Origin of the sequence: Pseudomonas sp., from assembly GCF_050739995.1 — a bacterium.
GTDB lineage: Bacteria > Pseudomonadota > Gammaproteobacteria > Pseudomonadales > Pseudomonadaceae > Aquipseudomonas.
In genome coordinates this window covers 1-12,348 of the sequence record NZ_JBOICG010000030.1, presented here as the reverse complement: position 1 = coordinate 12,348, position 12,348 = coordinate 1, and the positions used below count along the sequence as shown (strand labels likewise).

Genomic DNA, 12,348 nt, shown 5'->3' with positions numbered 1-12,348 from the left:
ACGCAGCCCAGCGCGGGGCAAGCCCGCTCACTACAATATCGGGCGTCTATGGCGCAGGCAGGCGCTGGTCGATCACTTTGTAGAGCGCACTGCTCTCAGGCCAGTTACGCATAAACCGCGCGCGGTCCTTGGCAAACGCTGGGGCAAAGCTGGCAGCGGAGCTGTGCTGACACATCGCGTCCAGGTCGATCATCGCCCAGCAGCCTTCGTTCCAGAACAGATTATGCCCCTTGAAGTCGCCATGACTGATGCGCTCGCGGATCAGCTCAGCAAACAGCTGGTCCAGGGCCAGCAGTTCGTTTTCAGGGGCGTCACCACGCTCAACGTAGGGCGCGAAGCGTTCGATGATATCCGGCCCCGGCAAGAACTCGGTGATCAGGTAAGCCCGACTGCGCAGCCAGAAAAAGCGCTTCTCCAGCACCGCCAGCGGCTTGGGTGTGGCAATGCCGAGGAAGGCCAGACGGTTGCCTTCGCGCCAGGAATGCCAGGCACGGCTCGGGCGCCAGAAGCGCTTGAGCCAATGGGCAAAACCCTTGATGTTGTAGCGCTTGATCACCAATGGGCGACCAGCCACCTCGACCTTGGCGACACTCGCCGCGCCACCGGTCTTGTACAAATGGCCCTGCTCGAGCAGCGCATCCGCCTGCTCCAGCACCGGCACCATCGCGGCCTCTTCTTCACGACGCGCCGCACGCAAGCCAAAGGCGCCACGCACCACGCTGAACAGCGTGCATTCACGGCCGACCTTGCTCATGAAGTCCTTCATGCGCCAGGCGCTGACCTTACGCACCTGCTTCTCGAGGGCTTCCAAGGGCAACGCATGCTCACCGTTGCTCAGCAGGTAGTACACCAGCAACTCTTCGGTAAACGGTTCGAGGCTCTTCGGCAACTGGGCAAAAAACACACCGAGGTTTTCCAGCACGCGATTGCGCGACAACGGCTTGCCGGCTTCTTCAGCGCAGATACCGGCGCCATCAATCAGGTACAGCTTGCCGTTGTGACGCAGCAAGTTGTCCAGGTGCAGGTCTTCCTGCCACACCCCTTGGGCGTGCATCTGGGCAATCGCACCGAGGGCTTCGGCGAGCACGGCGGTTTGTTCGTCCGCCAACGGCGGCAAGTCTTCGACGACATGCCAGGCATCCGCCAGGCTTTCGGCACCTTCGAGAAACTCGAACAGCAACCAGCCACCCTCGCCGTCTTGCAACCCGTCGGCCAACAGTAAGGGCGTAGTCAGGCCCTGCTCGGCCAACAGGCGCACACCGTTGCGTTCACGCTGAAAATGCCGCGCGGCCTTGCTGCCCACCAGCAACTTGGCCAACACCGGGCGCCCACGCCAAACCGCCGCGCCCACGTAGCGCTGCCCCGGCAGCACCCGCAACAGGCTCAGCAGTTGCAACTGCCCGGGACCGGCCGCATCCGCCAACTCGATACTCAGCGGCAAGCTGGGCGTACGGCCGGCATTTTTCAGCTCGGACAAACGCATCAACGGCTCTCCTTGTGGCTGCGACGGGCCGTCAGGCGTTGATGCCAAGTGGCAACCAGCGCGCTGTCCTCAGGCTGCTCCAGGTAGGCGGCCAGCAATTGGCGCACCTGGGCTTCTGACCACTGGGGAGCGCGACGCAACAGCGGCTCCAGGTCTTTCACCCGGTCACGCCAGCCAAACAGCAGCGGGCGGGTTTTCTCCAGGTCAATCAACTGTGCGGCATAACCGTCGGCAGTGGCCTGCAGGAAAATATGCTTGGGGTAAAAACAGCCATGCACTTGACCCACATCGTGCAATTTGTGTGCAAGCTGGCCACAGGCCCGCAGGATTGCACGGTGCTGGGTATCGCTCAGTTGCGGCCACTGCTCCAGCAACGAATCCAAGTCATTCCAACCGTCCAATGCACGGGTCAGCAACATTGCACGACGCTCGCCGCTGACCTTGCGCTCGCCGAAGAACGCGGCTTGCAACGCCGGGATACGCCGCTGGCGGTAAAGGCTGATGTTGCGAAACTCACGGGCAAAACTCGGCTCGCCCAATGGCCTGTGCAAGGTGCGCGTCAGGTAGTTGCTTTGGCGCTTGAGGTAATAGCCCTGCCCCTCCAGCTCCAGGCGATACACACTGCTCCAGCCACCGCGACTGGTATTGGGTTCGTCTACAGCATCAAGTTGCTTGGCCCACAAGGCGTCAAAGGTCGCCAGACCGTTGCGCTCCAGCAGAGCACGGTCTTCGGCCGCTAGAAAGTCACTCATTCGCGCCCCTCGAAAAACTTCACCACGTGACGAATGCGTTGTTTATCCGACGCCGTCAGGTGCGTGTGTTGGCGATATTGCATGTAGAAGCGCAGGCGCTGGGTGGCCGACAAGTGATACTTGGCGACTTTGTCCAGGCAGGCCAGGTCCTTGGTGATGCGGTACTTGAGCCAGAAGCCGCGCCAGAAGTCACCGTTGGGGCAATCGATCAGGTACAGGGTGCGCTGGTCGTCCACCAGAAGGTTGCGCCACTTCAAGTCGTTATGGGTGAAGCGGTGATCGTGCATGGTGCGGGTATATTCAGCGAGTTGACGGCTGATCGCATCGACCCAGCACGGATCTTTCAGTCGCGCATCCTTGCGTTCGGCCAACACCGACAAGTCTTCGGTTTTCGGCAACTCACGGGTAATCATCGCCCCCCGGTTGTACGCCAGGCCCTTGCGATCAAGCCCCCAGGCGACCACATCGGCGGTAGGAATGCCCCATTTGGCAAAACGCTTGAGGTTCTGCCATTCGGATTTGACCCGAGGCTTGCCCAGGTAACGACGCAAGCCTTTACCGGCGCCGACATAGCGTTTGACGTAGTAGTTGATTCCGTCACGCGTCACCCGGATCACTTCCGACAGCGGATCGCGAGTCAACTGCTCACCCTGCAGGGCGAACACTGCTTCAAGGCTGCCAAAGTCGTCTGCCAGGGAGGCGTAAGCGGGTTCCAGGTTCCAACCCGCCATCCGAGCGCGTCCCCGTATCGCTGCTTGCGCGCGTAAAGCTTGGCGGCCATGCGCTCCAGCTCGTTCAACAGCGCCGTTTGCTCTGCCAGGATCTGGCGCAACGGCTGCTGGAAGTAATGCTTGAGGAAGCGCAGCTTGTCGCGCCGGGTCAAGCCGATTTCCAGTGCGGAGTAATACAGCCCGGCCAGATCCTTGTTGCGCCAGCGCATCGGAATCGTCGGGCGCACCTGGGCACGGTGCAAGTCGATCACCGACAGCTTGAGGTTGCCGGCAGTGATGGGCTGGTCGGTGTGCAACAGAAAGTGGCAGAGGTAGCAATCGCGGTGGTTGACGCCGCCCCGATGCATTGCGCCAACGGTACGTGCCAGTTCGACGGTCAAGGCGTGCTTGATCGCCGGAGCCGGCGGCTGCTTGACCCAGTCGAGGGTCAAGTCTTCAAGGCTGATAATCGGCGTCAGCTCTTCGGTGATGATGAACGAATGCTGATCGGCCGGGTTGCTGCCTTTTTCCCCAAAGGCCACTGCGGTCATGGTCGGCACGCCCAGCTCTTGCAGACGCTGGATGGCCCGCCACTCCTGGCCCGCGCCCAATACCGGCAACTTGGCAGTGATCAGGTTCTTGAGGATTTCGGCCCAGCCGACTCCCCGGTGGATCTTCACGAAATAAGGGTGGCCATCCACCACCGTACGCAACGTACGGCGAGCGGCCAGCTCGCGGAACACCTGGCCTTCCAGTTTCTCGACCTCGGCAAAGGCATCACGCCTCGCCCACAAGGTCTTGAACGGTTCGGCAAGAATCAACTTCATCGGTTTGGCTCCGCCAGAATCAGGTCCGCAGCGTACTGCGGCATGCTAAAGAGGTCGGCCGTCTCGGCGAAGGCCAGACCATTGCGACTCCAGGTCGCACGCGCGTGTGGATCGTTGAGCATCTCGACCAGGTATTGATTGAGCTGGGCCTGCTCGAAGGGCTCGTCCAGCACCCGGCCATTTTGGGCTTGCTCGATGTAGAAGGCGTAACCGCAGACCTTGCTCACCAGCACCGGCAGGCCCGCAACCACGGCCTCGACCAACACCATGCCCGCCGCCTCGTTATACGCGGGGTGAATCAACAAGTCGGCGCCCAGCAGGAAGCGCGGAATATCACTGCGCCCCTTGAAAAACAGCACCTGATCACCCAAGCCCAACGCAGCACTCTGCAATTGGAATACTTTGGGGTCATCCTGGCCAATCACAAACAGCCGGGTACGCTTTTTCAATGCAGATGGCAGTGCAGCCAAGGCTTTCAGGCTGCGATCAACACCTTTGGTCTTGAAGCCGGAGCCAATCTGCACCAGCAGCAAATCATCCTCGGCCAAGCCGAACTCGCGACGAAACTCGGCACGAATTTCAGCCGCATTCGGCGGCGCGCGACGGTCGCGGGCAATGCCCGGTGGCAGCAAGTGGAACCGCTCTGCCTGAGTCCCGTAGTACTGGGTAAACAGGGCTTGTTGGTGCTCGGACAACACCATGATTTGCGTCTTGGCGTTTTTATCAAACACCGCACGCTCATACTCCGCGAAGTGCTTGTAACGCCCGAACCAGCGATACATCGGGTTGCGCAGGGTCTGTGCCTTGTCTTCAAACACGCCATCGGCGGCGAAGTACAGATCCAGCCCCGGCATCTTGTTGAACCCCACCACACGGTCCACCGGGCGCTTGGCCAGGTCGGCCTGGATCCAGGCATACAGCTTTTCGTTGCGGCGGTGGTTGACCAGCGCCTTGACCGGCGCCACCAGCACTTCAAAGCCCGGTGGGATATCGCCTTCCCAGATCAACGTGTACACACGAATCTGATGCCCGCGCTGTTGGCACTCCAGGGCGATGCGCATGAAGTCACGCTGCAGGCCACCGAAGGGGAAGTATTTGTAGAGCACAAAAGCCAGTTGCATCAGTGCTGTTCCTCGGCCAGTAACAACGTGGTCAGTCGGTTTGCCACACGTTCAGGGTTCAGGCGTGTAAAGCACAGGGGCGACTCACGCGGGACGTCGAACCGCCGCAGGTCATCAGCCGTAGGTTGATAAGTGCATTGCTTTTGCAGGCAAGGCGCACACGGGAAATCGCTGGCCAAATGAATCTGGCCTTTGCCATAGGCACCGGTCAGGCCGGGGTTGGTAGGGCCAAACAGGGAAATGGTCGGTACGTCCAACGCGGCAGCCAAGTGGCCAAGACCGGTGTCCACCGCCACACAGGCACGGGCGCCGGCCAACACACGGGCGACACCCGCCAGGTTCAGCTTGGGCAACACTTCGGCGTTGGACAGGCCCTGTGCCAGGCGTTCAGCCCGGGCCTTTTCGGCTGGGTTGCCCCACGGTAGCTTCACATCCACTCCCAAACGCCCCATGCGCTCGGCCAGTTCGCGCCAGTAGGCTTCGGGCCAGTGCTTGGTGTCCCAGGTGGTGCCGTGCAGCAGCAGTACGAAGGGCTTCTTCGGCGGCAGGCCGACGATCTTGTCGACATTCAGCCCGTAGTCGCCCAACGCCTTAGGCAGGTCATAGCCCAACGCCACGGCAAACAGTTGGCGCAAACGCTCCACCGCATGTTGCCCACGGGCCACGGCCAGGCGTCGGGAATAAAAGCGTGCCGCAATGGGTTCACGGGCGGAGTTTTTATCGAAACCGGCCACCGGCGCACGCACGTAGCGGGTCAGCCAGGCGCTTTTGAGCAGGCCTTGGGCATCGATCACCAGGTCGTACTTGGTCGACTGGATACGCTGTTTGAAACGCCGCCACTCGCCGCTCTTGAAGGTCTGCCAGATGTTCTTGCGCCAGCGGCGAATCGCCACCGGGATCACCTTGTCCACCGCAGGGTGCCAAGTGGGAATCTCGGCAAAGCCTTCTTCCACCACCCAGTCGAAGCGAATACCGGGGATTGCCCGCGCCGCGTCGGTCAGTGCCGGCAACGCGTGGATCACATCACCCAGGGATGAGGTCTTGACTACCAATACTCGCAAACTATCGGACCTCTACCACTGAGCCCTGCAACCGCTGCAAAGCCTCATTGACTGGCTGCGGCAGCAATTGGCGCAGGCAGTTGTAGTGGCCGAACCGGCAGGTGCGGTCAAAACACGGGCTGCACTCCAGGCCCAGGCGCACCACTTCGACCTTGTCGGCCAATGGCGGGGTAAAACCTGGAGAGGTGGACCCATACACCGCGACCAGTGGGCGGTTGAGCGCGGCAGCCACGTGCATCAGGCCAGAGTCGTTGGACACCACCGAATCCGCACAGGACAGCAGATCGATCGCCTCGGCCAGCGAGGTATCGCCACTGAGGTTCACCGCTTCTTCGCGCAGGCCAGGGATCAAGCGCTGGCGTATGTCTTCGCCCACCGAGTGATCGTTTTTCGAGCCGAAGAGCCATACTTGCCAGCCTTCACGGATCTTCGTCTCGGCGACTTTGGCGTAATGCTCCGACGGCCAGCGCTTGGACTCACCAAACTCGGCGCCCGGGCACAGCGCCAGTACCGGACGATCCAGGGTCAGGCCGAACTTGGCCAATGCCGCATCGCGTGTCACCGGGTCGATCTGCAGACTGGGGCGTGGGTAAGGCTTGGGCAACTCGGCACCCGGCTCGTAAGCCAAAGCCATGAACCGTTCGATCATCAACGGGTAGCGCGCCTTGTCGAGGGTGCGTACATCGTTGAGCAGTACATAGCGGAATTCGCCACGCCAGCCGGTACGCTTGGGAATGCTGGCAAAGTAAGGCACCAGCGCCGACTTGAGCGAGTTGGGCAGCAGGATGGCCTGGTCGTACTGGCCGGCCAGGGATTTGCCGATGCGACGACGGGTCGCCAGTTCAAGGGCTCCGTGGCCGAGCGGGAAGCTCAAGGCCTTGCGCACCTCGGGCATGCGCTCGAGGATCGGCCGGCTCCACTCGGGGGCGAGCACGTCGATCTGGCAATCTGGGTAGCGCACGCGCAGGCACTGGAACAGTGTCTGCGCCATCACCATGTCACCGACCCAACTGGGCCCAACGATCAGAATATTCATGTAGTTTCCACAAACGATGCGGGGAGGCTTATGCCTCCCCGCATCGACAATGACTGTAGATCGCGCTTTGTATGGGAGCTGGCTTGCCTGCGATGGCATCGCTTCGGTATGACTGACATACCGAGGCGTCTGCATCGCGGGCAAGCCCGGCTCCCACAAAAAGCTAGTTTCCACATTAGATTGGCGTCGCTCAACTAATCGAGTTTCAGCTTAACCCCAGTTCTTTCCAGATTCGCATCACCTGGCGCCGTTCGTCGGCGAACTGATCGCCGGCAACCGTGCCGGACTCATTTTGCAGAGCCTGGCGATGCGCGGCGGAACGGTAGGCCTTATACACCTCGCGCAGCAGGTGGGCATCGGCGGCGGGCATCAACCCCACCTGCTCCAAGCCCTCCAGAATGCGGATATTGTCGGTGTAGCGCAGCAACGATGGATGTTGCGCAGACCACGCCAAAGCCGCGTATTGCACCATAAATTCAATATCGACGATACCTCCAGCGTCCTGCTTGAGGTCGAACACCGCCGTCGCCTCGAACGCATTGGCACCGGTACCGGCCGCCGTGGTCTTGGTGCCCAGGTTGTCGCGCATCTTGGCACGCATCTCGCTGACCTCCTGGCGCAGCTTGATCGGGTCCCGCTCCCGACCCAGCACGCGGGCCCGTACTTGCTCAAAGGCATGCCCGACATCCTGGCTGCCCACCAGCACCCGAGCACGGATCAGGGCTTGATGCTCCCAGGTCCAGGCTTCATTTTGTTGATAGCGGTCAAACGCCCCCAGGGAACTGACCAATAGCCCGGACGCACCGGAAGGCCGCAGGCGCATGTCCACTTCATATAACTGACCAGAGTTGGTCTGGGTCGTCAGCAAGTGAATGATCCTCTGGCCCAGACGCGTGAAGAACTGCGCACCATCGATCGGCTTGGCCCCATCGGTTTCCGCTTGCGGGTCGCCGTCGTGGATAAACACCAGGTCCAGATCGGAACCATGCCCCAGTTCGATCCCACCGACTTTCCCATAACCGACAATGATGAACCCAGGATCGCACAAGGTGCCATCCACCCGTTGCGGTGCACCATGCCGTGCCACGGTCTGGCGCCAAGCCAGGGCCAACACTTGTTCGAGGATGGCTTCGGCGAGCCAGGTGAGGTAATCGCTGACTTTCATCAACGGCAGGCTACCGGCAATTTCCGAAGCCGCCACACGCAGACGATGAGCCAGCTTGAAGTGGCGCAGCGCTTCCATCTGTTGCTCAAGGTCGTCCTCGGGAATGCGCGTCAGGCGCTCGCGTAGCTCAGCAGCCAGCTCCGGCGCCAATGGCGGCTTGAACAGGCGACCCTCGTTGAGCAATTCGTCGAGCAGCAACGGGAAACGGGTGATCTGTTCCGCAATCCAGGGGCTGGCGGCACATAGCGTCAGCAAACGGCGCAGGGCATCGGGGTTCTCGGTCAGCAGCACCAGGTAAGCGGAGCGGCGGGCAACCGCCTCCACCAGTGGCAGTACACGCTCCAGCACCAGGTCCGGGTTGGCGTGTTCGACCGCCTGGGCCAGCAGACGCGGAATGAACGCATCCAGCCGCTCACGCCCCAGGCGTTGCATGGCGCGCAATTGCGGGCTACCGCGCAGGCCGGCCAGGGCCTTGAGGGCCTTGGGTGCGTCGGTAAAGCCGCCTTCGGCCAATTGGCGGCACGCCGCGTCTTCATCCTGGGACTCTTCCCACAGCGGCAACCACTCACCGCCCACCATCAACTCGCTCTCTTCACCTTCTTCTTCATCAGGATCAGCGATCACTTGGCGGAAGTGCCAGTCCACCCGGCCACGCCAGTACATCAGGCGCTCATGAAAAGCGTCCCAATCGGCGAACCCCAGCATAAAGGCGATGCGCGCCTGGTCTTCTGGATTGTCCGGAAGCATTTGGGTCTGCCGGTCGGCAATCGCCTGGATGGCATGCTCGGTGTAGCGCAGGAACTCATAGCCGTCACGCAGTTCGGCAATCACAACCGCCGGTAGATAACCCTGGCCTTCCAGGGTGCCCAGCACGTTGAGCAACGGTCGCTGTTGCAGACTGAGGTCGCGGCCGCCATGGATCAACTGGAACGCCTGAGCAATAAACTCCACCTCGCGGATGCCACCCGAGCCCAGCTTGATGTTGTCGGCCATGCCTTTGCGCCGTACTTCTTGCTGGATCAACTGCTTCATGGTGCGCAGCGCTTCGATAGCGGAAAAATCCAGATAGCGGCGATAGACGAACGGTCGCAGCATATCGAGCAGTTGCGCACCGGCCACTTGGTCGCCAGCCACCACGCGCGCCTTGATCATGGCGTAGCGCTCCCAGTCGCGGCCCTGGTCCTGGTAGTACTGCTCCAACGCATTGAAGCTGAGCACCAGGGCACCGGCCGAGCCATAGGGGCGCAGGCGCATGTCGACACGGAACACAAAACCGTCGACGGTCATCGGGTCAAGCGCCTTGATCAGTTTTTGACCAAGACGAATAAAGAACTCCTGATTATCCAGGGCGCGCTTCACGCCCACTGTCTCGCCGCCCTCAGGGTACGCGAAGATCAGGTCGATATCGGAAGACAGGTTCAATTCCACCGCACCCAGCTTGCCCATGCCCAGGATGACCATGTGCTGCGCTTCGCCGCTGCGGCGGCCGGTCGGTGTGCCGAACTGCACGCAGTGGCGCTGGTACAGCCATTGATAGGCTTGGTCGATGCAGGCGTCGGCCATGTCGGACAGGTCGCGACAGGTTTGCACCAGGTCCGCCTGTCGGGTCAGGTCGCGCCAGATGATCCGCACTTGTTGGCGAGTACGCTGGCGGCGCAGTACACGTCCCAACTCATCTTCTGTTGCAGCCTGTTGCACCGCAGCGGCGACTTGCCCGCACAGCTCATCCGGCGCAAAGCCGCGGTCCAGCTCACCCCAGGCTGCCAGCTCCAGCAACATCAAAGGGTCACGAACGCTCTGTTCAATGACGAAATCACTGGCAGCGCACACTCGGGCGAAGTCAGCCCAGCGTTGCGACGTCCACGCAGAAAGGCCATGATCGTCGTCCAGCGCGGCCACTGCGTCACGAAATGACTGCTCGGCCCGCTGGGCAAAAGGTAAGAGAATGGCCGGCAGTTCGGCCAGCGTTGGAAGGCTCATGGTCTATCCTTGATCGGCGCGTAAATGGCTTGTAGCTGTGAACGCAAGAACCACGCTCGGTGAAGGACTGTCGAACAAAGGTTAGAAATAGCTGAAATTAATTTCATTTTGGCAGCCAACATCAAACATTCACCTTTTCTTGTTCGCAAAAGATCAACAATAACGATTATGCTCACCAGCCAGACCGAGCTATACGCTCAGTCTTGTGTAGTTTTACTACTCGTATATACATTCGAAAGGCTGAAATAGCCGACGATTTGTAGTAAAACTACAGGACGCCGAAGCAACCTTCGGCCATCCAAGAATTTATGTCGTCTGCCCACAAGGCCAGTCGCAAACTTCAGGCAACCGATTCTGGTAGCCTTTCCGCCCTGGAGCAAGCCATGCAAGACCTCGATCCCGTCGAAACCCAGGAATGGCTGGACGCCCTGGAATCGGTTCTCGACAAAGAAGGCGAAGACCGTGCTCACTACCTGATGACCCGTATGGGCGAACTCGCGACCCGCAGCGGCTCGCAACTGCCCTACGCCATCACCACGCCGTACCGCAACACCATCCCCGTTACCCACGAAGCACGCATGCCTGGCGACCTGTTCATGGAACGCCGCATTCGCTCGCTGGTACGTTGGAACGCCATGGCGATGGTAATGCGCACGAACTTGAAAGATTCTGACCTGGGCGGTCACATCTCCAGCTTCGCTTCCAGCGCAACCCTGTATGACATCGGCTTCAACTACTTCTTCCAGGCCCCGACCGACGAACACGGCGGCGACCTGATCTACTTCCAGGGCCACACCTCGCCAGGCGTCTACGCCCGTGCGTTCATGGAAGGCCGCATCACCGAAGAACACATGAACAACTTCCGCCAGGAAGTGGACGGTAACGGCCTGTCGTCGTACCCGCACCCTTGGCTGATGCCTGATTTCTGGCAGTTCCCGACGGTTTCCATGGGTCTGGGTCCAATCCAGGCGATCTACCAGGCACGCTTCATGAAGTACCTGGAAGCCCGTGGCTTCATCCCTGAAGGCAAGCAGAAAGTCTGGTGTTTCCTGGGCGACGGCGAGTGTGACGAGCCGGAATCCCTGGGCGCCATCTCCCTGGCCGGCCGCGAGAAGCTCGACAACCTGATCTTCGTCATCAACTGCAACCTGCAGCGCCTCGACGGCCCGGTTCGCGGCAACGGCAAGATCATCCAGGAACTCGAAGGCGTATTCCGTGGCGCCCAGTGGAACGTGACCAAAGTCATCTGGGGCCGTTTCTGGGACCCACTGCTGGCCAAGGACGTCGACGGTATCCTGCAACGTCGCATGGACGAAGTCATCGACGGCGAGTACCAGAACTACAAAGCCAAAGACGGCGCGTTCGTACGTGAACACTTCTTCAACACGCCTGAACTCAAGGCGATGGTTGCTGATCTGTCCGACGACGAGATCTGGAAACTCAACCGTGGCGGCCACGACCCGTACAAGGTCTACGCGGCGTACCACGAAGCGGTCAACCACAAAGAACAACCGACCGTCATCCTGGCCAAGACCATCAAGGGTTATGGCACGGGTGCCGGCGAAGCGAAAAACACCGCGCACAACACCAAGAAAGTCGATGTCGACAGCCTGAAGTTGTTCCGCGATCGCTTCGACATTCCGGTCAAAGACGAAGAGCTGGAAAACCTGCCGTTCTTCAAGCCAGAGCCGAACAGCGCCGAAGCCCGCTACCTGAGCGAGCGTCGCGCCGCACTGGGTGGTTTCGTGCCACAGCGTCGCGCGCAGAGCTTCAGCGTACCGACGCCAGACCTGAGCACCCTCAAGGCTATCCTTGACGGCTCGGGCGACCGTGAAATCTCCACCACCATGGCTTTCGTGCGCATCCTGGCGCAGCTGGTCAAGGACAAGGACATCGGCCCGCGCATCGTCCCGATCATCCCGGACGAAGCCCGTACCTTCGGCATGGAAGGCATGTTCCGCCAGTTGGGCATCTACTCCTCCGTCGGCCAGCTCTACGAACCAGTCGATAAAGACCAGGTGATGTTCTACAAGGAAGACAAGAAGGGCCAGATCCTCGAAGAAGGCATCAACGAAGCGGGCGCCATGAGTTCCTTCATCGCTGCCGGTACTTCGTACTCCAGCCACAACCAGCCGATGCTGCCGTTCTACATCTTCTACTCGATGTTCGGCTTCCAGCGCATTGGCGACCTGGCTTGGGCAGCAGGCGACAGC

The 12,348-nt window shown here is 60.6% G+C and carries 8 protein-coding genes and 1 pseudogene; 1 reads left to right on the top strand and 8 read right to left on the bottom strand.

All coding sequences use genetic code 11. The features are described from left to right. Positions 1-46: 46 nt before the first annotated feature. The 8 genes and pseudogenes from ACRESD_RS00935 to glnE all read right to left on the bottom strand — a co-directional run bounded on the left by ACRESD_RS00935 (position 47) and on the right by glnE (position 10,135). Positions 47-1,483, bottom strand: coding sequence for a lipopolysaccharide kinase InaA family protein (locus tag ACRESD_RS00935; RefSeq protein ID WP_431749214.1), 1,437 nt, complete (start codon positions 1,481-1,483; stop codon positions 47-49). After that, positions 1,483-2,235: a lipopolysaccharide kinase InaA family protein gene (locus ACRESD_RS00930; protein ID WP_431749213.1), complete on the bottom strand. Its 753-nt coding sequence runs from the start codon at positions 2,233-2,235 to the stop codon at positions 1,483-1,485. The genes ACRESD_RS00935 and ACRESD_RS00930 overlap by 1 nt, the downstream gene beginning before the upstream one ends. Next, entirely contained in the window at positions 2,232-2,966 is a 735-nt protein-coding gene (locus ACRESD_RS00925) for a lipopolysaccharide kinase InaA family protein (RefSeq protein ID WP_431749212.1), read from the bottom strand. The genes ACRESD_RS00930 and ACRESD_RS00925 overlap by 4 nt, the downstream gene beginning before the upstream one ends. A 2-nt stretch (positions 2,967-2,968) precedes the next feature. Continuing rightward, positions 2,969-3,772 (bottom strand): annotated as a pseudogene (gene rfaP, locus ACRESD_RS00920) (lipopolysaccharide core heptose(I) kinase RfaP); the annotation flags it as partial. Beyond that, complete coding sequence (locus tag ACRESD_RS00915; protein ID WP_431749211.1) at positions 3,769-4,893, bottom strand: glycosyltransferase family 4 protein; 1,125 nt, start codon at positions 4,891-4,893, stop codon at positions 3,769-3,771. The pseudogene rfaP and the gene ACRESD_RS00915, both read right to left, overlap by 4 nt. Next, entirely contained in the window at positions 4,893-5,954 is a 1,062-nt protein-coding gene (waaC, locus tag ACRESD_RS00910) for a lipopolysaccharide heptosyltransferase I (RefSeq protein ID WP_431749210.1), read from the bottom strand. Before waaC ends, ACRESD_RS00915 begins: the two co-directional genes overlap by 1 nt. Before the next feature lies 1 nt (position 5,955). Further along, positions 5,956-6,990 (bottom strand): lipopolysaccharide heptosyltransferase II, encoded by a 1,035-nt coding sequence (waaF, locus tag ACRESD_RS00905; protein ID WP_431749209.1) that lies wholly within the window; start codon positions 6,988-6,990, stop codon positions 5,956-5,958. Positions 6,991-7,195: 205 nt separating this feature from the next. Then, positions 7,196-10,135, bottom strand: a complete 2,940-nt coding sequence (gene glnE / locus ACRESD_RS00900) for a bifunctional [glutamate--ammonia ligase]-adenylyl-L-tyrosine phosphorylase/[glutamate--ammonia-ligase] adenylyltransferase (RefSeq protein ID WP_431749208.1) — start codon at positions 10,133-10,135, stop codon at positions 7,196-7,198. A gap of 383 nt (positions 10,136-10,518) precedes the next feature. Between glnE and aceE the strand changes: the two genes are divergently transcribed. After that, on the top strand, positions 10,519-12,348 hold a 1,830-nt coding region (gene aceE, locus ACRESD_RS00895; RefSeq protein WP_431749207.1), incomplete at its 3' end, for a pyruvate dehydrogenase (acetyl-transferring), homodimeric type.

What these genes read in the sequence shown, in the direction of transcription:
- ACRESD_RS00935 (WP_431749214.1), bottom strand. Translation starts at nt 1,483, where the DNA reads ATGCGTTTGTCCGAGCTGAAAAATGCCGGCCGTACGCCCAGCTTGCCG.
- ACRESD_RS00930 (WP_431749213.1), bottom strand. Translation starts at nt 2,235, where the DNA reads ATGAGTGACTTTCTAGCGGCCGAAGACCGTGCTCTGCTGGAGCGCAAC.
- ACRESD_RS00925 (WP_431749212.1), bottom strand. Translation starts at nt 2,966, where the DNA reads ATGGCGGGTTGGAACCTGGAACCCGCTTACGCCTCCCTGGCAGACGAC.
- ACRESD_RS00915 (WP_431749211.1), bottom strand. Translation starts at nt 4,893, where the DNA reads ATGCAACTGGCTTTTGTGCTCTACAAATACTTCCCCTTCGGTGGCCTG.
- waaF (WP_431749209.1), bottom strand. Translation starts at nt 6,990, where the DNA reads ATGAATATTCTGATCGTTGGGCCCAGTTGGGTCGGTGACATGGTGATG.
- glnE (WP_431749208.1), bottom strand. Translation starts at nt 10,135, where the DNA reads ATGAGCCTTCCAACGCTGGCCGAACTGCCGGCCATTCTCTTACCTTTT.